Genomic DNA, 21625 nt, shown 5'->3' on the forward strand with positions numbered 1-21625 from the left:
CGCGCTCGGCAGGTCGGCCCGATTGCCCGTCCTGCCGGGTAGATCCTCGCGGGTTGTTGGCCTGGTGTTGGGGGGCGCCGGGGTTTCGCTGGCGGGCTGGTTCGGACGCACCATGAGGAGATCCGGGACACCCTTCCGGTTGGACGAACCGGCCGACAGGCTGCTGACCGGGGGCCGTTCCGCCACAGCCGCAATCCCGGGTACCTCTCGTTCGCGATGATATATCCGGGGATCTCGCTGCTGGCGAGGTCGTCCTGGTCCTTGCTCCTCCTGCCGGTGGTACTGGCGGTAATAAGGGTCAGGGTTATCGAGCAAGAAGAGCGTTACCTGGAGCGGGAGTTCGGCCGGGAGTACCTGGGCTACAAAGCTCGGGCGCGGCGCTGGATCTAGCCCGGGCGAAGCCCCGCCCCGTCGACACCGCCCTCCGGCTGGATCTTCTTGCCGGATAGAACCTTCCGCGGCCGTATTTAACCCAAATGAGCTAGAGGTACACGCCTATTTTGGGCTAGTCAAAGATGGCCTATCTTCGCGAGGGAGAACCGTGTGGGATGCCGCATCATTCTCTTGTGGGAAATAGCACATCAGAGGAGAAGAGGATGACCGGTATGGGTTACGAAGAGCAGGTCACGCACCGGCGACCATCGAACTATCTCTTTCGCGGACCCGAGGGGTCCGCGTTTCGGCGCGCGAGCGCGGGCGTTTCAACCAGCAAGGGAGAAGGCATGACGTACGTACGGGAGCACGATTCGAGCAGGGGTATCAGCGTAGTCAGGAAGGCGTTCCTCGCCTGCTTCGCCGCGCTGCTCGCCGTTCTGGCGCTCGCGCCGCAGGCCAACGCGCAGGCCGTAATAAACGAGCCGCCGCAGTTGCCCCACGAGGTCGTGGTATTTCCCCAGCGAGATTTCGTGGTGGCAGATGGCTACCAGGACGGACAGCGGCTGGACTTCGAGGTTATCCGCAAAGATACCGGCGGCAACGACGTGACGGTAGGCACCGCCACCGGCGTAGTGGCCGGCGGCCTTCTAGAGGTCAACCACCCGGGCGGCGTCTGCTGGACGGATCAGACCCCGGATATTCTCCCCGGCGACAGGGTGGTCGTCACCGATCCTTCGGGCAACGGCGACGCCGTGACCACGGCGAACGTGACCGCCGAGGCCGCTTTCATAAACGATACGACGGGCAACATCGAGGTCCACGGCACGGCCAGGGAGGCCGACGGCTCCAGGATCCCGATCGAGCGCCTGGAACAGCGCATCATCAACCCCGACCTGGTAGATACTTCGGTCGGCCGGCGAGACATCCGGGCGACGAGCGACGGCGCCGAGCTCGGCACCATCTCCTACGACGGCGAGACCGGCAACGCCTGGACGGCCACCTACTCCGACCTCGGCGACCAGGCCGAGCAGGTCGCCGTCGCGGGCCAGACCCGCATCATGAGCTGGCAGGCGACCAACGCCGCGGGCGACCGGCTCGGGATCACGATCTTCGAGGAAGACGAGATCGGCGGGCCCGGCCTCGGCGGCTGCGGCGCCGGCGCGAGCTACGGCGTCGCCGACTTCGGCCGCGACGCCATAAACGCTTCGAACGTCGGCCAGGCCCTCGACGTCACCGGCTCCGCCTTCGACGCGAGCGCCGTAACGGCCACCCTCTCCGACGGCACCAGGACCATAAACGCCAACATAACCCAGCAGCCCACGCCCGCCACCGGGCACCAGAGCTGGAAGGGAACCTTCTCCGCCGCCGACGTCGCGACACTCGCCGACGGCAACCTCACCGCTTCTAGCACCTACACCATCCAGGACATAGACGAGGCGACCCAGCTTCCGGTAGAGCGCCAGATCAAGGGCGCGGACAAGCTGATCCTCAAGGACACCGTGGCCCCCGACGCGGGCGGCCTCACGGCAACGCCCGGCGCCGGCACGTTCACGAGCCCGCAGAACGTGAAGCTCCAGAAGCCCGCTGGCGAGGACCGGCTCACGGAGGTTTACTACACCACCAACGGCAGCCAGCCCACGCTCGCCAGCCGTGTCTTCGGCGAGGACATCATCGTCACCGACGACCAGACCATCCGGGCCCGCATGGTCGACGCCGCGGGCAACCAGAGCGGCGTCAACTCCTTCGCCTACGACATCAACGTCGGTCCCGACTCGACCGTGGACGCCCCGGCCAACGTCACGCCCATAGACGTCCCCGACGCGCCCAACACCGGGACCATCAACAACCCGCCGCAGCTCCCGCACGACGTCACGGTCTTCCCCTCGCGGGACTTCGTGGTGGCCGACTTCTACGAGCCCTTCACCGACCTGTTCTTCAAGGTAGTCCGTAACGGGCACGTCGTCGGCGCCGCCAAGGGCACCACCGACGCGGCCGGCTTCCTGGAGGTCAACCACCCGGGCGGCGTCTGCTGGACCGGCCAGACCCCCGACATCAAGGCTGGCGACGAGGTGATCGTCACCGACGCCCAGGGCAACGGCGACGCCGTTAGCACCTCGGACGTCTTCGCGACCGGTGCCGAGGAGGTCGGCAGCACCGTCGTCATCCACGGCACCGCCGCCGACGCCAACGGCAACCCGTTCCCCATAGAGCGCCTCGAGCAGCGCATCATCAACCCCGACTTCAGGGACGCCCCCGGCAGCACCATCGGCCGGCGAGACATCCGGGCGACGAGCGACGGCGCCGAGCTCGGCGACATCTCCTACGACCCGGTCGATCCGCAGGACAACCCCGACGGCACCAGGTGGACCGCCGTCTACACGGGCCTCAACGCGGTCGAGCGCGACCTCGCGGTCGCGGGCCAGACCAGGATCATGGGCTGGCAGGCGACCAACGCCGCGGGCGACCGGCTCGGGATCACGATCTTCGAGGTCGGCGAGCTCGGCGGCCCCGGCTTCGGCGGCTGCCCCGCCCCCACGGACTTCGCCGTTACCGGCGCGAACCGGGACGCGGTCAACGCCACCAACGTCTCCCAGGGCCTCCAGATCGACGGCCTCTCAAACAACGCGAGCGCCGTCAGGGTAACGCTGACCGACGGGTCCGGAAACACGGCCTCCGCCGACGCCGCCATCACCCCGTCCCCCGGCCTCACGAGCCCGAACGCCCAGGTCTTCAAGGCCGCCTTCACGGCCGGGCAGCTTGGCGGCCTCGACGAGGGCACCCTCACGGCCTCCGCGGCCTACACGGTCCCGGGCGAGCCTGACGCGAACGGCAACCCGACCACCACCACCTTCGACGGCGTCGTGAACTTCGAGGTCCTCAAGGACACCGTGGCACCCGACGCGAACGGCATCACGGCCACGCCGAACGCCAACACGGGCACGAACCGTTACCCGACCTGGCAGGCGATCGCGCTCGAACACGGCGACGCCGAGGGAACGGGCATCCGCTTCACCCTCAACGGCAACGACCCGACCCCGTACAGCAGGCTCGCCGAGTCGCAAATCGTGCTCGACGCCAGGCCCGAGCCCTACGCCCTGAAGGCCATAGCGGTCGACAAGGCCGGCAACAAGAGCGCCGTCAGGACCTTCGAGTTCAACATCGTGGACGGCATCGCGCCGCGCCAGCCGGGCGCCCTCGATCTGGCCGCCGCGAGCGACACGGGCCTCTCCAACACCGACAACGTGACGAACGACGCCACGCCGACCTTCGGCGGCACGGCCGAGGCCCGCTCGACCGTCAGGCTCTTCGAGCTCACGGGCACGGACACCCTGAACCAGGTGGGCCAGGCGACCGCCGGCACCAACGGAAGCTTCAGCGTCACCGCCAATACGCTCTCCGACGGGGACCACGCCCTCCTCGTGACGGCCACCGACGCCTCCGGCAACGAGAGTGCTAGGTCAAACGTCCTCAACCTCACCGTCGACACGGCGGCGCCGAACACGACCATTACCTCCGGTCCTACGGGCACCGTCAACGTCACCACGGCCAGCTTCGGCCTCTCCTCCAGCGAGCCGCAGGGCGCGAGGTTCCAGTGCTCCCTCGACGGGGTCGCCTTCGCCGCCTGCACCTCGCCCAGGAACTACACCGGGCTCGCCCCCAACCGCTCGCACACCTTCAGGGCGCAGACTACGGACCTCGCCGGCAACCTCGAAGCCGACCCGGCCTCCCGCACCTGGACCATCGACACCGTCAGGCCCACGGTCACGAGGACGACGCCGGCCGCCGGCGCCCGGAACGTCGCGCCCGCCAGCAACGTCACGGCCACCTTCTCCGAGGCGATGACGGCCGACACCGTGAACGGGACCACCGTCAGGCTCGTCAGGAACGGCACCAGGGTCGGCGCCACCGTCAACTACAGCCCGGCAACCAGGGTCGTCACCCTCAACCCGAACGCCAACCTCGTCCGCGGCGCCACCTACACCGCGACGATCGTGGGCGGGGCGAACGGGGTGAAGGACACGGCCGGCAACGCGATGGCCACGGGCATGAGCTGGTCTTTCAGGATCGCCCCGTAGTCATCCGATAGGGCCTTCGAGCCGCGGGGGACCCGTTCTTTCAGGACGGGTCCCCTCGTCGTCCCGGCTTTTGGTACCGGATCGCCGGGGATTGTGCCTCATACGGCAAATGGGCTAGGGAAAGTTCGCCCATGCAAGCGATGGCGAATCCTGCGGGGTAAGCGACCATATTCCCGAAGCAGTACCTACGAGGACAGGACCTGCGGGGAGGTGGGCCTGGCGGACGAACTGTAACAGGCAGACCGGGCTCCCGCCCACGGGTTGCCGGAAGGTTCCGGTCCCCGAAGGAGCGGCAAACGAAGCGACAGGTCCAGAGAGAAAGGGAGTAGGGGAGATGGGTACACAGTACGGGAACATATTCGAGAGGGGGAGACGGCTCAAGAAGCTGGTGGCGATCTCCGCCACCGCCCTCCTCGTGAGCCTGCCGCTCGCGGCACCGGCTCAGGCTTTGCCGACCGGCCCGGGGATACAGCCCGGGCACAACATCACCGTCTTCCACAACCTGGACTTCATAGCCGTCTTCGGCTACCAGGTGGGTGAGGAGCTCACCGTGCAAGTCTTCCGCGGGGACCACATGATCGGCACCGCCACCGGGCCGGCGGTCGAGGCCGACGAGGGTCTGCCCCAGAACGGGGCCCTCGAAGTAAACCACGGGCCTGAAGGAGACCCTCAGCCGGGCGACTGCTGGGAGAACTTCACGCCCGACATCCTGCCCGGCGACCGCGTGGTGGTGACGAGCGCGGCCGGGACCGTGACCGAGGAGGTCACCGTAGACGGTATCTCCATGAAGGCGCCGAAGGACGACACTTCGACCGCCGACCCGAGCGACGTTATCGTCGAGGGCCGTGCCTCCTTCGCCGACGGGACGCCCATCCCCGTCGACCGGCTCGACTCCGGTGAGCTGCGGCAGGCGAGCCCAAGGTTCCGCGCGGCGCCAAGCGCCGTCGAGAGGATCCCGGGTACGACCGATGGCTGGCGTGCGATCTACCGGGCCCCGTACGATATCGTCCAGATGCCCGCGCCCCTCACGGCCCAGCAGCAGAAGGACGCCATCTTGAACGGCGATCACGCGATGGGCTACGGTCACGTGGCGCCCCTGCCGGCCGAGACCCAGCTCGTCGACGGCGTCGGAGGCGGCGGCCCCGCCCTCGGGTGCGAGGCGCTCGCGCCGAAGCAGTCGAACGCCGTCGCCACCAGCGACGACGAGAACGTGAACATCGCCAGCGACACCCTCAACCTCAGCGGCACCGCGATGGAGGACGTCTCCGGCGTCGACATTACCCTGGGCGACGGCGACGCGGCAACCACCGATCCCACCGTCAGCGCCACCAACCTCGCCCCCGGCCCCGGCGGAGAGCAGACGTGGTCCGCGCAGTTCTCGCGGGCGGATCTCGACGCCCTGAGCGACGGCACCCTGACCGCCACGGGCGCCTACGCCCTCTCCGGCGGCGGGACGACCACGGGCGCGACCCTGGAACTCCAAAAAGATACGGTCGCCCCCGGCCCGGCGACGTCCGACGTGCCTCCCGGCATCTACAATACCGACAAATCCGTCACGCTCAGCGCGGAGGCGGGCGCGAAAGTCCGCTACACGACGGACGGGACGGACCCCTCCGCCACCACCGGCGCCCTCTACGACGGCCAGCAGATAAACGTGACGAGCAGCCAGACCATAAAGGCGATAGTCGTGGACGCCGCGGGCAACCCCTCCAGCGTCGCCTCCTTCGGCTACACTATTGACCGCGTCGCCCCGAGCCTGACCTCGAACTTCGTCAGCGGCTCCTACGACGCGGCGCAGATGGTTCCCTTCACCTCCGACGACCCGGGCGCGGAGATCCGCTACACCACCGACGGCTCCACGCCCAACAGGACCAGCAAACTGTACACGGGCCCGGTCCGGATAGCGAAAACCCAGACGGTCAAGGCGGTAGCCTACGACGCCGCGGGCAACGCCTCCGGGGTCCAGTCGAGGACCGTCACGATCCGCAAGGCCACGACGACCAACCTCAACGTCCCGACGGCCGACATGAAGCTCGGCAACACGCGGGCCATAGCGGGCGGGGTGAGCCCCAACCAGGCCGGCAGCTTCGTCAGGGTGACGATAGACCGCCCGGGCACGCTCTCGACCATAACGAGGAGCGCAACGCTCAACGAGTTCTCGCGGTTCAGCACTACCTACAAGCCGACCGCGCCGGGCACGTACAGGATAACGGCGAGCTTCGTCAAGGACGCCGACGCCCTGGCCTCCACGAGCGTGATGAAGAGCTTCAGGGTGGTCCGTTAGGCAAGGAAAACAAACGACGCGAGTAGCTGTCCTTCGAGGCCCCGCCCGGTGTGGGCGGGGCCTCTCTTGCGTGGGCCGGTCCCATCGGTACGACGAATGGGCTAGAGAAAGTTCGCCTTTGCGGGGGATGGCGGGGTGGCCGTGAGGCGGGATGATTAGCGGTGATCCGTCGTGTAGAAGACCTGAGAGGGGCAAAAGGCGATGACCGATGAGAGCGCGGGACGGCAGGCGACCACCGGCGGCAGGCGGGCAAAGGTGCTGGCGGTCTGCGCCCTGTCCCTCCTGGTGGGCCTGACGCTGGCGATACCGGCGTCGGCCATGCCCACCGGGCCGGGGGTCAGGGACGGCAGGAACATCACCGTCTTCGGCAACCTGGACTTCGTGGCGGCCTTCGGCTACCAGACGCGCGAGAAGCTCACCGTGGACGTCTACCGCGGCGACACCCGCATAGCCACGGCGTTCGGGCTGGCGGTCGACACCCCGGAGGGCGGCGGTCTCGAGGTGAACCACGGCGTGGAGGGCAACGTGGTCCAGGGCGACTGCTGGGAGAACTTCACGCCCGACGTGCGTCCCGGCGACCGCATCGTGGTCACGGACGCCGCCGGGGTTACCGACCAAATCCTCGTCGACAACATAACGATGCCGGGTCCCGCGCAAGACAACCCCGCCACCCTCGACCCGTTCGACGTGATCGTGGAGGGCACGGCCTCCTACGCCGACGGGAGTCCGATCCCCATCGACCAGCTCAACTCCGGCGAGGTCAGGAGCGTCTCTCCCAGGCTCAGGGCCAACCCGACCAGGGTGGAGAGGATAGACGGCACGCAGGACGGCTGGAGGGCCATCTACGAGGCGCCGTACGAGATCTTCGATCAGCGGGGGGCGCTTACCACTCAGCAGCAGAAGCAGGCCATCTTGAACGGCGACCACGCGATGGGCTACGGCCACGTGGCGCCCCTGCCGGCGGAGGCCCAGCTCGTCGAGGGCCTCGGCACGGGCGGTCCCGCGCCTGGTTGCGAGGCCCTCGCCCCCGACGCGCCGGACAGCGCGCTCGGCGTCGCCTCCCCCGAGCTCATCACCCAGGCAAACGTGAACGAGAACGTCGCGGTAAGCGGCGTCATACAGGACGGCGTGGACGTCGGCCTGCAGCTCAACGGCGTGGAAGCCCCGGCGGCCGACGTGGACCGGGCGAACGGCACGTGGTCGGCCCTGATCCCGGCCTCCGGCCTCAGGGAGGGAGATAACGAGGTAAAGGCAACCTTCACCGGACCGGGCGCCCCGGCACAGCCGCAGACGGCGACCGTCGAGAAGGACACGGTCTCCCCGCCGCCCGCCACGGCGACCCCGAGGCCAGGCCTCTACAACACGAACCAGTCCGTCTCCCTGGGCGTCACGGAGGCGGGCGCGAAGATCCGCTACACGACGGACGGCTCCGACCCGACCGCGACCACGGGCACCCTCTACGACGGCCAGCAGATAAACGTGACGAGCAGCCAGACCATAAAGGCGATAGTCGTGGACGCCGCGGGCAACCCCTCCAGCGTCGCCTCCTTCGGCTACACTATTGACCGCGTCGCCCCGAGCCTGACCTCGAACTTCGTCAGCGGCTCCTACGACGCGGCGCAGATGGTTCCCTTCACCTCCGACGACCCGGGCGCGGAGATCCGCTACACCACCGACGGCTCCACGCCCAACAGGACCAGCAAACTGTACACGGGCCCGGTCCGGATAGCGAAAACCCAGACGGTCAAGGCGGTAGCCTACGACGCCGCGGGCAACGCCTCCGGGGTCCAGTCGAGGACCGTCACGATCCGCAAGGCCACGACGACCAACCTCAACGTCCCGACGGCCGACATGAAGCTCGGCAACACGCGGGCCATAGCGGGCGGGGTGAGCCCCAACCAGGCCGGCAGCTTCGTCAGGGTGACCATAGACCGTCCCGGCGACCTCCCGAACGCGACGCGCGGCTTCACGCTCAATGCCTTCTCCCGGTTCGGCTTCACCTACAGGCCGACAGCGGTAGGCACCTACCGGGTAAAGGCGAGCTTCGTCAAGGACGCCGACGGCCTGGGATCGACGAGCGCCGTCAAGAGCTTCAGGGTCGTCCGCTAAAGCGGATCGCGGTGGCATTGAGCCACCGCAACCCGCGCCGTCGGCTATCGGCCCGCTCCGGCTTCGCCTCCGCTCTCAGCGATCAGCGGTCAGCTTTTTTGTTCTTGCTGAAGGCTGACCGCTGATCGCTGAGAGCTTTGCAGAGAGGTTCTACCCCTCTGCAAACCGCTTCAGGCAGGGTCGGCCCTTAGCCCAATTGGACTACCCAAAAATCGTTGGAATTGACGAGGAAGATCCCGGCGTTTCGCGGCATGATCGTGGCGTACGGAAAAGCCACGAGCAAGGACGATAGAGAGGTAAGCATGAGGAAATTGGTGTTGATACTCACGGTCGCGGCGATGATGGTGGCCCTCAGCGCGGGCGCCGCCCTTGCGCTCAACCTTACGGGGGACAACGGCCCCGACAGGCTGGTCGGCACGGCCGAGAACGACACGCTTCGCGGCCTGGGCGGCAGGGACACCCTGATCGGGCGCGGCGACTCCGACCGCCTCTTCGGCGGCGACGGCAACGACTTCATAAACGCCGTCGACCCCGGCAGGGGCGAGACAGACCGCGTGAACTGCGGGGCCGGCTTCGACCGGGTGCTCATAGACCCCGGCACCGAGGACATCGTCGGGGGCAACTGCGAGAGGGTGGTCGTCTCCCGGTAACGTGGGGGGATAGGCGAGACCGGGCCGGGGCGGGAGCTCCGGCCCTTCTCTTTTGCCGGGGCTAGTCCAGATGGGCTAGTCAAAGTTCGTCCATACACGCGATGGCGGGGTACGCCCTGCGGACGATCATAACGGCGCAGAGTCAAGAGCCGAAGTGGAGGCGCGAAACCCTATGACCTCGCAGACCGCGATCAGAGAGACCGAAGACCTTTCCGGGGCCGTCTCCCCGACGGTACCCAGGTATCGGGCGGTGGCGGGGGCTTTGATCCTGGCTTTTGCCGTCGCCGCGGCGCTGGTCGCGGGCGGGTGGGGCCTGGTCTCTTCCCTGACGGGCGAGGAGCCCCCTGCTCGTGTCGGGGAAGACGTAAAGGTGCCCGGTGGGCTGCTTCGGGTCGAGAAGGTGACGCCGGAGCACATGGCGCCCATGCAGACCTCCAAGTTCTCCGCCGGTGGCATGAACATGTCCTCCACGGGCATGGACATGGCCCCGGAGGGATACGAGCGCTTCGCCGTCGAGGTGACGCTGGTCTCGCGCGGCGGCCTCGAGTACGCGCCCGAAGACTTCCGCCTCTCCGGCAAAGGGGTCAAGGACCACCAGCCGATCCGGTCGCAACTCGGCGAGGACAACCTCGCGGGCGGCAACGCCGTCGCGGGCAACCTGGTCTTCCAGGCCCCCGAGAAGGCCGAAAACCTGATGCTCCGGTTCGACGGCGGCCGTGCCGTCGCCCTGGATCTCCCGGCCGGCGAGGGCGGGGGCCACGGCCACTAGATTTGTGCCCCGCGTTTCTAGTCCACATGGGCTAGTAAAAGATCGCCCATAAACGCAATGGCGGATCGAACGCAACGGGCGAAGATTCGCAGACCAAAGCAGGAGGCGGAGGAGGTGGGTTCCACGAACAACGCGACGATCTACGATCCGGCAGGCCAGACGCATGCTTGTCCGTTGTCCAGGAGCCCGGATACATAAAGAAGGCAAAGACACCACCAGGCGAAACCGACGAGAAAAGCAACGAAAGGAAGAAAAGAATGACTGCCAGGCCCACAAACATATTAGAGAGCGGAAGCAAGCTCAAGAAGCTGCTCGCCCTCTCGGCCACCGCCCTCGTGATGGGCGCGGCCGCCGCGAGCCCTTCCTGGGCCGCCGTGAACAACCCGCACGCCTTGACCGTGTTCCCCGACCGCGACATGGTGGTCGCCGAGAACTATCAAAACGGCATAGACATGCGGATCGAGGTGCTCAGGAACGGCGTCGTCATAGGCGATACCGGGGCGGCCAGGACCGTCGCGGGGGCCGCGGGGTCCGGCCTCGAGGTCAACCACGGGGCCGAAGGAAATCCGGGACCGGGCGACTGCTGGGTCGGCGCCACCCCGGACATCCAGGGCGGCGACGTGGTGCGGGTTACAACCCCCGCCGGCGTCGAGACCACCACCGTCGCGGACATCGCCATCACCTCCGGGCCCACCGAAGACGCCAACGGCAACGTGGTCGTCGGGGGACGCGCGATCGCCCCGGGCGGCGGACAGTTCGCCGCGGGCGAGCTCGCCGAGGAGGTAAGGGACCTGACCCCGCGCTGGCGCGGCGAACCCGACAGCATCGACTACGTGGGCGCCACCACCGACTGGCAGGCCATCTACGAGGCCCCGTTCTCGGACAACGCGGTCCAGGAGGACGGCGGCATGACCGAGGCCGGGCGCAAGGATTCCATCCTCACCGGCGGGCACTCCATCATCTGGGCCAACGGCGCCGGCAACGAGACCACCATCTCCGAGCTCGGCGAGCCCGGCGGGCCCGCCGCCGGCTGCGAGGAAACTGCTCCGGCCGCGAAGACCGCGATGTCGAGCGTCTCGCGCGACCTGATCAACACGGCCAACGCCAACGAGAACCTGGTGGTCAGCGGCGTCGCCACGGCCGACATCACCAACGTCAACATAGCGCTCGGCGGCCAGAACTTCGCGGCGGCCCCGGCCAACGGGACGTGGGAGATCACCGTCCCCGCCTCCGCGCTGGCGAACCTGCCCCAGGGACCCTCCAACCTCGTCGCCAGCTTCACCAGCAACACCAACACGGCCCCGGCGAACCAGTCGCGGACCATCAACAAGGACACGGTGGCGCCGAACGCCGCGACGGCAAGCCCGGGCGGCGGCATCTACAACACCGACCAGTCCGTCTCCCTGGGCTCGCCCGAGGGTAATGCCCAGATCTACTACACTACGGACGGCTCCGAGCCGACGGCCGCCACCGGCACCCCCTACACGGGCCAGCAGATCGTCGTGACCGGCAGCCAGACCATAAAGGCGATAGTCGTGGACGCCGCGGGCAATTCCTCCAGCGTCGCCTCCTTCGGCTACACCATAGACCGCGTCGCCCCGGGCCTCAGCATGACCCCGGCCACGGGCTCCTACGACGCGGCCCAGACGGTGACCCTCGCCTCCGACGACCCTGACGCGGAGATCCGCTACACCACCGACGGCACCACCCCAAACAGGGGCAGCGACCCCTACTCAGGCCCGATCCAGGTGTCGAGGACCCAGACGGTCAAGGCGATAGCCTACGACGCGGCCGGCAACGCCTCCCAGGTGCAGTCGAGGACTATCACGATCCGCACCCAGAGCACGACCACGCTCAACGTCGCCACCGCCGATATGAAGCTCGGCAACACGCGGGCCATAGGCGGGGGGGTGAGCCCGAACAACTCCGGCGGGACGGTCAGGTTGACGATAGACCGGCCCGGGACCCTCACGACGATAACGAGGAACCTCACGCTCAACGAGTTCTCGCGGTACTCCACGAGCTACAGGCCGACCGCGGTTGGCACCTACAGGATAAAGGCTGCGTTCGCCAAGGACGCCGACAACCTGGCCTCCACGAGCGAGACGAAGAGCTTCAGGGTGGTGCGCTAGGAAGGATCGCTCGTGTAGGCAAAAGACACGAATAGCCCCGCCCATCGAGGCCCCGCCCACACCGGGCGGGGCCTCCCTTCTTGTTCTCGCGGCGAACGACTCTCGGAGCCGACCTTCGGAATCCACAATGCTCGGGGCCCCTGGTCCCACGCGCAGCCCCGGCTCTTCCCCTCTTCTTCCTCTTGTGCCACCGGCCGGACACCACAACTAGCCCATATGGGCCATTGCAATCAAGGTAGCAAGAATGGGCTACGCAAAGATCGCCCATTCGCGCGATGCTCGGAGAGGTCCCCCAAGGCGACCATGTTCGGCAGGAAGCGCGACGCTACGAGAAGGACTTGCGCATGACATTTTCGCCACCTCAACCCGGCCGCGCCGGGCGTGCGGTCCGGACGCGTCCCCCCTGACTGCCCGATAAGTTCGGGTTCGCCGGGGAGCAGTCTACGAAGGAGAGGGAAACGATGACCATAGAGGGAAAAGGCGGGAGAGGCGGCATGTTGAAGGGTGTCATCGTGGCGGCGCTACTCGCGGCCGTCCTCGCCGCCGGGGTTCTGGCGGGGTCCGCCTCGGCCGCCGATCAGGTCCAGGCGGGCCGCACTATCGAGGCCTTCACGGGGACCGACCTAGTGGACTTACAGGGCTACCCGGCCAACGCGGACGTCACCGTGGAGGTGATCCGCAGCGGCGTGCTCGTCGGGAGGGTGGGCGGTACGACCGACGATACGGGGTTCGTGGAGTTCAACCACGCCGGCGGCGGCCAGGTCCCCGCGGGCGACTGCTTCCAGCCGAACGCCACGCCTGACATCCGGGCGGGGGACGTGATCCGCACGAGGACAGCGGGAGATCCCGCGGGCGTCTTCGACTCCGCCGTCGCGCGAGACATAGGCGTCAACTTCGCGACGATCACGACCAACACCACGAACAACACGATCACGATCTCCGGCCACGTTCGCAGCAGGCCCGACGCGGTCGTGGTCCCCGGCACGGACGTTCTGGAGCTGCGCCTCAACAAGGCCAACCGCAATAACAACTGGGACTCCAACGGCAGGCGCGACCTGCGCGTGGACATCGGCGCGAACGTCGGCGCCAACGGCCTCTGGACCAGGGTCCTGCGCGTGAGCCACGACGACGCCCTGGACTGGAGGGCCAACCCCGGAGAGGTCTCCCTGGAGTGGTCGACCGCGGCCGCGGGCGAGGAAGAGGCGGCGCCGCCGGCGATCTTCGTCGCCGACGAGGGGGGCGGGGAGGCCATCGTCGGATGCCCGCCCGTCGCCGAGTACGCGGTCAAGGGCGCGAGCCACAGGGTCATCAACAAGAGCTTTGTCGACGGCACGTCGGACCTCGTGCTGACGGGCACCTCCTTCAACGCCCAGGCCGTGACCGTGAGGCTCAACAACAGGATCTCCGCGGACGCCGTGATCTCCACGCAGCCGTCCGGCCACCAGACGTGGCGGGCCGTCTTCACCAACGCCCAGGTCTCGGGCCTGGCCGACGGGGCCATCACGGCTGGCGCCACGTACACGGTCGACAGGGACGTCACCGGCGCGAACGTCACCCCGACGAACTTCGCCGGGACGCTGCTGACCCTCAGGAAGGACACGGTGGCGCCGGCCGCCAAGCCGGTCGCCAGGCCCGAGCCCGGCGTCTACAACAGGCCGGTCTCGGTCTTCCTCAAGGCACCGGCGGGGACAAAGGTCCGCTACACCGTCGGCGGGGGCGCGCCGACCATTAACAGCCAGCTCTACACGGGTCCGATCCGGGTGACCGGCACCCAGACGATCCGGGCCGCCGCTTTCGACCCGGCGGGCAACAGGGGCCCCGTCGGCTTCTTCCGGTACAGGATTCGCTAGAGGGCCCCGGCAACCGGCAGGCAGCCACGGGCGCAGCCCGGGGAGAGGAGAGAGAACGATGACGATAGGGAGAAGCACCCGGCAGGAGAAGGGGGGTGGCGCGGTGAAGAAGGCGCTCGCGGCTTCGTTGCTCGCCGCCGCCCTCGCCGCCGGAGCGCTTGCCGGGGTGGCCTCAGCGGCCGACCAGGTGAGGGCGGGGAGGACCATCGAGGCCTTTATCGGGACGAACCTCGTCAACGTGCAGGGCTATCCGGCCAACAAGGCGATCACCATAGACGTGCTCAGGAACGGGGTTCTAGTAGGCTCCGTGGGCGGGAGGACAGACGCCACAGGGTTCGCGGAGTTCAACCACACCGGCGGCGGGCAGGTCCCCGCCGGCGATTGCTTCAAGCCGCCTGTCTCGCCCGACGTCATGCCGGGTGACACCGTCCGTACCAGGGTAGCCGGTGAGACGGCCTTCGACTCGGCCGTCGTGCGCGACATCGCCCTCGATTTCCCGGTCGAGTCCGAGACGGTCACCGACCCCACGACCGGTCAGGTCTCCTACACGGGCAGGATCATCGCGACCGGCAACGTCAACAGCTTCGCTGAAGGGGTCGTGGTCCCCGGCACGGACGTCCTGGAGTTGCGCCTGAACAAGGGCAACAGGGATGATCCTTGGGACTCCAACGGCAGGCGCGACCTGCGCGAGGATGTGGGCGCGGACGTGAGGTCCGATGGCAGCTTCACGCACGTATTCGATGTCGGTGTGGCCGACGCAAGAGATTGGGACCTCAACCCCGGCGAGGCGGCGCTGGAGTGGTCTGCGGCGCCCGGCGCCGACGAGGCGGCTGGCCCGCCGGCGATCTTCGTCGCCGACGAGGGGGGCGGGGAGGCCATCGTCGGCTGTCCGCCTGAGGCCGAGTACGCCATCACGAACGGTTCCCCCAGGGTGCTCAACAAGACAACCGTGGGCGGCGGCATCCGTCTCTCCGGTATCGCCAGGAACGCCACCGCGGTTTCGGTAACCGTTGACGACGCCGACGCCGCGACGGACCCCGTCGTGCTCGACGCTACGCTTCAGGACGCGCGTGTGGCCACCTTCCAGACCTGGAGAACAGACGCGATGACCGCGGGCCAGATCTCCCTCCTCAGGGGCCTGGACGACGGGACGCTCACGGCCGCGGCCTCCTACACGGTCGGCGGCGCGGACCGCGCCGGCGTGAACCTGAGGATGCTCAAGGACACCGTGGCGCCCGCGAGCGCCCCCCGGGCCACGCCCAGACCGGGCGTATACCCGAGAAAGCAACTCGTGACGCTGAGTTCGCCGTCCGGGACGACCATCCACTACCGGGTGGGCGGCACGGCCCCCGTGACCGCCGATGCCCCGACGTTCGTGAGGCCGATCGGGGTCGGCACCACCAGGACGATCCGGGCCGCCGCCTTCGACCCGGCGGGCAACAGGGGGCCCGTCGGCTTCTTCCGGTATGTGATCCGCCGCTAGAAGGAGCGGATCCGCAGCACTTCCGGCCCCGTCCTTCATACCGACGGGGCCTTTTTTGAGGCCGACTTCTTTACTGGATTGTCACAAAAATCACGCAGATGAGTGATGGCGGGCGCGCGGCCGTGTGCCAGTATTGGTGGTGCGTGGACCTCTGCCCGCCCCGGAGACGATAGTGTGGACTCGGGGACGACTAAAATACTGCTGGTCGAAGACCATCACCTGCTCCGCCAGGCGCTTGCCGAAATCCTCGGGCGGGAGCGGGACTTCCTCGTGGTCGCCCAGGCCGGATCGCTGGCCGAGGCGCGCGGTCTGCTGGAGGGGGTGGACGTCGCCATCGTGGACCCCGGGCTCCCCGACGGGGACGGAACGGAGCTCATAAGCGAGCTACGCGAGGCCAGCCCCGGCTGCATCGCCCTGATCATGACGGCAAGCCTGGACAGGACTCGCTTCGCGCGGGCGGTGGAGGCCGGCGCGGCGGGCATGATTCACAAGGCTTCTTACCTGCAAGAGGTCATCGACGCCGTGCGCCGCGCACGCGCGGAGGGGACACTTCTCTCGACCGGCCAGATCATCGAGTTGATGGGCCTGGCGTCCAGCCAGAGGGACCGGGCCGCCGCCGCCCGGGCGGCGGCGGAGAGGCTTACGCCGCAGGAGAAGGAGATCCTCCAGGGGCTCGGCCAGGGGTTGGGCAACAAGGAGATAGCGCGCCGCCTGGGCGTCGCCATCGATACGGAGCGCAACTACATGGCGACCCTACTGACCAAGCTCGGCGCCCGCACCCGCCTCCAGGCGCTCGTTATCGCGATCCGCCACGGCCTCGTGGACCTCCACCCGAAAGACTGACCCAGGGGGCGGTCCGCGGGCGCCGCGGACCGCCTTACGAGAGTCCCTGTATTAGCGCCTTGAGCCTCGGGGCCAGGTCTTCGATGTCGTCGGGATCGCAGTTGATGTGCAGGTGGATCTGGACCGGCGGCGCCCCCGCCGCGCCCGCATCCGACGCGCCGTTGGCCTCGACTACCGCGGAGACCCCGGCTTCTGACGGCTCGGGTGATCCCCCCTCCTCCGGTTCGCCTTCGATGGGTTCCTCGGGCATCGGGTCCTCGTCGAAGACCGCGACGAGCTCCCCGGCCTCTTCCCTCAAGAGTTCCGCGGCCTTGAGGATCTCCACGATCGCGCCGGCCCCCGTCATCACGGGCTTGTTGCGAGGCTGGCCGGCGGCGTGGGCTATGTAGGCCTGGACGGTCGGGAAGAGCATCCCCTCGCGCAGCTTCACGGCAGAGACGACGTTCTGCAGGAATTCCGTGGAGCCGACGATCCCCCGCCAGTTCGCCCTTATACCCTCCCTGTCCTTGCGGGCAAGCGCAAGCGCGAGGGCGCGTCCCCTGCGCGTAATAAGCTTCTTCGTCTCCCCCTGCAGGACGCCGATCTCCGTCAGAAAACCGTTGGTCCGGCTAACGCTCGACTGATGCACCGAATCGAGCTTCCCCACGTCCCCGGTCCTCGAAGCCTCGTCCCTGGTCCCGTAGGCCACGATGATGTTCGCCAACTCCTCGTAAGGAGAACCCGGAAGCCGAAATTGCCTCTCCGCCACAATACCCCTCTCGCCAGACACCCGAAGGGCATTATAGAGCTATCAGCGGTCAGCCCGCTCCGGCCTTGCGGCCTCCGCTTTCAGCTATCAGCTTCGCAGTCTCGGACGATGCCCGTCTCGACTTCGTTGCCTGTCGGCCACGTCCTGTTGACGCCAGACTTCCACGCGAGCGCGGCCTCTGTGTCTGAAAGCTGACCGCTGATAGCTCTCTACGCGAAGCCGGTTATTGCGACGACGGAGCTTTTCGGCTCGTCGCCGTTGGGCCAGGTGCTGGTCGGCTCTTTGGGGTTCTCGGTCTCTTCGCCGGGGTGCTGGACGGCGAGGAAGAGGGTCTTGCCGTCGGGGGTGAAGGCGGGGCCCGTGAGCTCGGCCTCGACGGGGGCGCTGGCGAACTGGACGATGTCCCCGCCGCTCGCGCCGCCTTCGAGGCCGCCCGGCAGGACGAAGGCGCCGTTGTTCTTGAAGGTCGAGTAGATGCCGGAGCCCAAAGAGCTGCTGGAGATGTCCGTTATGACCCAGAGGTTGTCGTCGTCGTCGAAGAGGAGGTTGTCTGGGGAGGCGAAGCCGGTCTGTGGGCCGCCGGTGGCGAAGATCTCGTACGAGAACTCCTCTGCTTCCGGGTCGTCGTCCTTCTCGGTCATGCGGATGATCTGGCCGAAGAAGTTGCCGTGCAGGGCGTTGTTGGTGAGCGCCGCGTAGACCTGGCCCGTCCCCGGGTGGACTTCGATGTCCTCGCAGCGGTCCATCGGGGTGCCTATGGGGAGCTCGGTCTCGGGGTCTTCGAGCTTGGCCGCGTCGATGGTGCGGACGAGGACGTCGCCCTGATCCTTGTAGCCGTTGTCCTTGAAGATGGGGTTGTTCTCGTAGTCCATGGCGACCCACTTGCCCTGGCCGAAGTCCGCGACGTAGAGCATCCCGTCCGAGAGCAGGTCCATGTTCGCCTCCCGGTCGCCCTCGTCGTAGGTGCCGGAGGAGACGAACTTGTAGATGCACTGGTCTTCTTCGTCGTGGCCGGTGTAGACGACGACCTTGCCCGAGCCGGAGACGGTTATCGCGGCGTTCTCGTGGCGCACCCTCCCGAGCCAGGTGTGCTTACGCGGCTTTGAATCGGGGTCGAAGGGGTCTATCTCGACGATCCAGCCGTAGTGCTCGGGCGGCTGGGCGTTGTCCGGGTCGTCGAGCCAGCGGTAGGTCTCGGCGATCTCCAACGGCTCGGGGGAGTCGTCCGTCCCCTGGCCGGCCTCGCCCTGGTCATCGGTGCGCTGGCCGTAGTAGTCCTGGAAGTTCTCCTCGCAGGTGAGCACGGTGTTCCACGGGGTCACCCCGCCGCCGCAGTTGGCGAGCGTCCCGATGACCTCCGTCGCCCCCTTCATCCTGTCCGAGCCGGCGGCCGGTCCCGTAACGCCCATCGGCGTCGTGGCGTCGATGCGGCGGTTCATCCCGTCGCCCTCGACGAACTTCCAGGCGTCCCCGCTCTTCTTTACCCTGACGACGGAGCCGCCGACGCCCGCCTTCTCCCGGTCTACCTGCTCCTTGGTCTTCTTCGTGGCCCCTTCGGTGTCCGTGTAGTCGGACCAGAACATCGGGTTGACGTACTCGTGGTTTACCCAGAGTATGCCGTCTTCGGAGTTGTCCCCGCCGTCGAGGGCGTCCACGGGGAAGTACGCGACGAAGTCGTTGTGGTCGCCGTAGACCATGTCCCCGCCCATGGGGTCGCCGGACGAGCGGACGATCTCGTACTTAAAACCTTCGGGGAGCACGACGTCGTCCTCGCCGCTCGGCTGTATGGGGCCGAAGGAAGCCGCGGCCTTCTGCCCGCCGGGAGACCCGGAAGAGCCGCTCCGATCTTGTGAGCCGCCCTGCTGGGTTTGCTCCTCGCCCTCGGCGCAGCCGACCAGGACGCCCGAGCTGCCGGCGGCGAGCGCCGCCGAGCCCGTCCCGAGGAAGGTCAGGAACCGCCGGCGGCTCAGCCCCTCCTTCGGCTGGATCTCCAGGCCCCTCTTCTCTTTCTTGATCCTCTGAACGCTCGGCCTGGTAGCCACGCGTCCCCCCTCTCTGTTGTCTCAAGGTCTCTCCGGCACATGTTAGGGAGCCTACCGGAACGTAGGGTTACACGCGCGTGAAACCTGGGTTAAATGTCCGTTTCGCCGGTAAGCAGTCTCACAAGTCTTGGCGGGGACGGGGCCATCTCGGGGCCCACGGTCCGCATTAACAGAGATTTAAGCCGGATGTTTCGGAGCTTTAACCAGGGGGTCTTCGGCGACCTCTAGAATGCGTTGGTATGAACTATCTCGTGCCGAGATCCGGGCCGTACGGAACACCATCTTGAGCTCCAGGGGCACCACCGTTCTGCCCGTCCCCGCCCCCCGCGGGGAGCGGCGTCCGGCGGAGGGAGGGCTGCGGTGGGCCGGGCTCCTCTTCGCCGCGATCGGGGCCCTGCTGCTCGTCTTGGCCGCGGGGGACGCCCTGGCGGGCGTCGAGCTCGGAGGTGGGGGAGACAATACCCTGCGCGGCACCGACGGGGCCGACAGGATCGCCGGCTTCAACGGTGAAGACGCCCTCTACGGCGGTTCAGGCGACGATGCCCTTTACGGCGGCGCCGGGAAGGACGAGATCTACGCCGGCGATGGCGGCGACGACGTGCTGGCAGGCGCCGGCGACGACTTTATCGAGTCAAAAGACGGGGCCGTGGACCGTGTAGGCTGCGGCCCAGGCGACGACTCGATCAGCGCTGACCGCGAAGACCTCGTATCCCCCGACTGCGAATCAGTCTACGCGGGGTAGAGAGCTGGTCAGCACTTCAGCCTGTCAGCATCTCAGCACCCAGTTACTCAAGTCGTGGCTCTGCTGGAAAACAGAGACTCCACGCAGGCGCGCCACCGGAACACGTGCAATCCGGCGCCACGCGCGTCATCCGTTGTCGGTTGGAGCATGCGCTACCAAAGAAGGCTGACAGGCTGAAGTACTGACCCGCTGACAAGCTACCTAAGCGACAAACCTCCAGGTCACGAACAGGGCGCAGAAGACCAGCGAGAGGAGCGTGCTGAAGGCGAGCCCGGCCAGGAAAACCGGGCGGTTCTTCGCCAGGAGGCCTAGCACTATGAAGAGGGGGAAGGCCACTAGTACGTAGCGGGGGGCGCCCATGAGTGGACTCTGGGGGGTTCCGAAGAGGGCGGCGGGGAGGACGAGCAGGAAGGCGTAGAGGGCTAGGTCGGGCGGGAGGTCCCGCAGGCCGGCCAGCAGGACCGCGAGGGCGAAGACGAAGAAGAGCAGGTTGTAGAGGTCCCTCGCCTGGGACAGGTGGTCGGCGAAGCCCGCCAGGGAAGGGTTGGACCAGAGCGCCGGGTCGAGAAGGCGCCCCGAGCCCTCGACCGCCGATTGCCAGGCCCTCGCGGCGGTGGCTAGGGGGCCCGCCGGTTCGCGGCCCCACTTTTGCTGGTCCGTGTAGAACAGGAGCGGATCGCCGAAGCGTAGCCAGAGATAGGTCGCGTAGGCGGCGAGGCCGGAGGGCGCGAGCGCCAGGTAGACGCCCCGCCAGTTGTAGAGGTCCCTGTTCCTGAACCACTCGTAGGCCAAAGGAGCCAGCAGGAAGACGCCGACGTTGCGCGTTGCCGTTGCGAGGCCAGCGAGCAGGCAGGCGAGCAGCAGGTCCTTCCTCACCCTGGCCGCCCACAGGGAGCCCGCGGAGAGGGCGAGGAAGAGGCTCTCCGTGTAGGCCGCGTTCAAGAAGAAAGTGGTTGGGAAGAGGGCTAGGGCGAGGACGGCGCCGCGGGCGACGCCCGTGTCCCAGCCGTCTTCGGCGATACGGTAGACGAAGAAGAGGGCGAAGGGGAGTGCTATCAGCGAGATCAGGGTCCCCCACACCGAGAGGGCCCCCCACGAGACGGGCCCCCCGAAGAGCTCCGCGAAAGACCGCATCAGGAGCGGATAGAGTGGAAAGAAAGCGGGAGAGACCTGCTCCGGCGGCCGCAGATAACCACCGGCCGCGAGCGCGACGTAGTGCTCCCCATCCCAGTGGGACCAGAGGCCCATCCTGCCGAAAGGCACGTCCATGGTAACCGTCTGGAAGCGCGAGATCGGCACCACACCCGCGAGCACGGACCCGGCGGCCAGATAGAGCAGGCGACTCGCGCCGTACACGAGCAGCACGAAGGTTATGCCTTCCCTCTTTGTCGTCTCCTTCAGATACTCCATCTCTCGCCCGGACTCGGTGGCGCGCCGCGCCGGGCATTATAGAGCCTGCCAGCTTGTCAGCACGCTCCAGCCTTCGGCTTCCGCTCATCAGCACTTCAGCTTCTTGCCGACA

General features: G+C 67.5%; 14 protein-coding genes. 11 read left to right on the plus strand and 3 right to left on the minus strand.

Features of this window, described 5'->3' with window-relative positions; genetic code table 11:
* Positions 1 to 120: 120 nt before the first annotated feature.
* The 10 genes from GBA63_RS01145 (at position 121) to GBA63_RS01190 (ending at position 16571) form a co-directional block, all read left to right on the plus strand.
* The gene (locus GBA63_RS01145; protein ID WP_228282429.1) at positions 121 to 390 is read left to right on the plus strand and encodes a methyltransferase family protein; all 270 of its coding nucleotides are present in this window, start codon (positions 121 to 123) and stop codon (positions 388 to 390) included.
* A gap of 332 nt (positions 391 to 722) precedes the next feature.
* Positions 723 to 4451 (plus strand): chitobiase/beta-hexosaminidase C-terminal domain-containing protein, encoded by a 3729-nt coding sequence (locus GBA63_RS01150; protein WP_166172696.1) that lies wholly within the window; start codon positions 723 to 725, stop codon positions 4449 to 4451.
* A 334-nt stretch (positions 4452 to 4785) separates the two neighbouring features.
* Positions 4786 to 6735, plus strand: coding sequence for a chitobiase/beta-hexosaminidase C-terminal domain-containing protein (locus GBA63_RS01155; protein ID WP_166172698.1), 1950 nt, complete (start codon positions 4786 to 4788; stop codon positions 6733 to 6735).
* A gap of 201 nt (positions 6736 to 6936) precedes the next feature.
* On the plus strand, positions 6937 to 8844 hold the full coding sequence (locus tag GBA63_RS01160) for a chitobiase/beta-hexosaminidase C-terminal domain-containing protein (RefSeq protein WP_166172700.1): 1908 nt from the start codon (positions 6937 to 6939) through the stop codon (positions 8842 to 8844).
* Between the two features lie 302 nt (positions 8845 to 9146).
* A complete protein-coding gene (locus GBA63_RS01165; protein WP_166172702.1) occupies positions 9147 to 9494 on the plus strand; it encodes a hypothetical protein in 348 nt (115 codons plus the stop codon).
* A 172-nt stretch (positions 9495 to 9666) separates the two neighbouring features.
* Positions 9667 to 10263 (plus strand): DUF4352 domain-containing protein, encoded by a 597-nt coding sequence (locus GBA63_RS01170; protein WP_166172704.1) that lies wholly within the window; start codon positions 9667 to 9669, stop codon positions 10261 to 10263.
* A 257-nt stretch (positions 10264 to 10520) separates the two neighbouring features.
* Positions 10521 to 12395 carry a chitobiase/beta-hexosaminidase C-terminal domain-containing protein gene (locus GBA63_RS01175; protein ID WP_166172706.1) on the plus strand — a complete coding sequence of 625 codons (1875 nt, stop codon included), beginning with the start codon at positions 10521 to 10523 and terminating at the stop codon, positions 12393 to 12395.
* A 461-nt stretch (positions 12396 to 12856) separates the two neighbouring features.
* Positions 12857 to 14245, plus strand: coding sequence for a chitobiase/beta-hexosaminidase C-terminal domain-containing protein (locus GBA63_RS01180; protein ID WP_166172708.1), 1389 nt, complete (start codon positions 12857 to 12859; stop codon positions 14243 to 14245).
* A 58-nt stretch (positions 14246 to 14303) separates the two neighbouring features.
* Positions 14304 to 15728: a chitobiase/beta-hexosaminidase C-terminal domain-containing protein gene (locus tag GBA63_RS01185; protein WP_166172710.1), complete on the plus strand. Its 1425-nt coding sequence runs from the start codon at positions 14304 to 14306 to the stop codon at positions 15726 to 15728.
* A gap of 174 nt (positions 15729 to 15902) precedes the next feature.
* On the plus strand, positions 15903 to 16571 hold the full coding sequence (locus tag GBA63_RS01190) for a response regulator transcription factor (protein ID WP_228282255.1): 669 nt from the start codon (positions 15903 to 15905) through the stop codon (positions 16569 to 16571).
* Positions 16572 to 16605: 34 nt separating this feature from the next.
* Here the strand turns inward: GBA63_RS01190 and GBA63_RS01195 are convergent, their stop codons facing one another.
* A complete protein-coding gene (locus tag GBA63_RS01195; RefSeq protein ID WP_166172714.1) occupies positions 16606 to 17319 on the minus strand; it encodes a hypothetical protein in 714 nt (237 codons plus the stop codon).
* A gap of 209 nt (positions 17320 to 17528) precedes the next feature.
* Positions 17529 to 19361, minus strand: a complete 1833-nt coding sequence (locus GBA63_RS01200; protein ID WP_207957009.1) for a PhoX family protein — start codon at positions 19359 to 19361, stop codon at positions 17529 to 17531.
* Between the two features lie 283 nt (positions 19362 to 19644).
* Between GBA63_RS01200 and GBA63_RS01205 the strand changes: the two genes are divergently transcribed.
* Positions 19645 to 20103: a calcium-binding protein gene (locus GBA63_RS01205; protein WP_166172716.1), complete on the plus strand. Its 459-nt coding sequence runs from the start codon at positions 19645 to 19647 to the stop codon at positions 20101 to 20103.
* Between the two features lie 201 nt (positions 20104 to 20304).
* Here the strand turns inward: GBA63_RS01205 and GBA63_RS01210 are convergent, their stop codons facing one another.
* Complete coding sequence (locus tag GBA63_RS01210; RefSeq protein ID WP_166172718.1) at positions 20305 to 21513, minus strand: mannosyltransferase family protein; 1209 nt, start codon at positions 21511 to 21513, stop codon at positions 20305 to 20307.
* Positions 21514 to 21625 lie beyond the last annotated feature (112 nt).

It is taken from the genome of Rubrobacter tropicus, assembly GCF_011492945.1.
Lineage (GTDB): Bacteria > Actinomycetota > Rubrobacteria > Rubrobacterales > Rubrobacteraceae > Rubrobacter_D > Rubrobacter_D tropicus.

Coding starts and splice junctions, on each gene's coding strand:
- GBA63_RS01150 (WP_166172696.1), top strand. CDS start 723: ATGACGTACGTACGGGAGCACGATTCGAGCAGGGGTATCAGCGTAGTC.
- GBA63_RS01155 (WP_166172698.1), top strand. CDS start 4,786: ATGGGTACACAGTACGGGAACATATTCGAGAGGGGGAGACGGCTCAAG.
- GBA63_RS01160 (WP_166172700.1), top strand. CDS start 6,937: ATGACCGATGAGAGCGCGGGACGGCAGGCGACCACCGGCGGCAGGCGG.
- GBA63_RS01165 (WP_166172702.1), top strand. CDS start 9,147: ATGAGGAAATTGGTGTTGATACTCACGGTCGCGGCGATGATGGTGGCC.
- GBA63_RS01170 (WP_166172704.1), top strand. CDS start 9,667: ATGACCTCGCAGACCGCGATCAGAGAGACCGAAGACCTTTCCGGGGCC.
- GBA63_RS01175 (WP_166172706.1), top strand. CDS start 10,521: ATGACTGCCAGGCCCACAAACATATTAGAGAGCGGAAGCAAGCTCAAG.
- GBA63_RS01180 (WP_166172708.1), top strand. CDS start 12,857: ATGACCATAGAGGGAAAAGGCGGGAGAGGCGGCATGTTGAAGGGTGTC.
- GBA63_RS01185 (WP_166172710.1), top strand. CDS start 14,304: ATGACGATAGGGAGAAGCACCCGGCAGGAGAAGGGGGGTGGCGCGGTG.
- GBA63_RS01210 (WP_166172718.1), bottom strand. CDS start 21,513: ATGGAGTATCTGAAGGAGACGACAAAGAGGGAAGGCATAACCTTCGTG.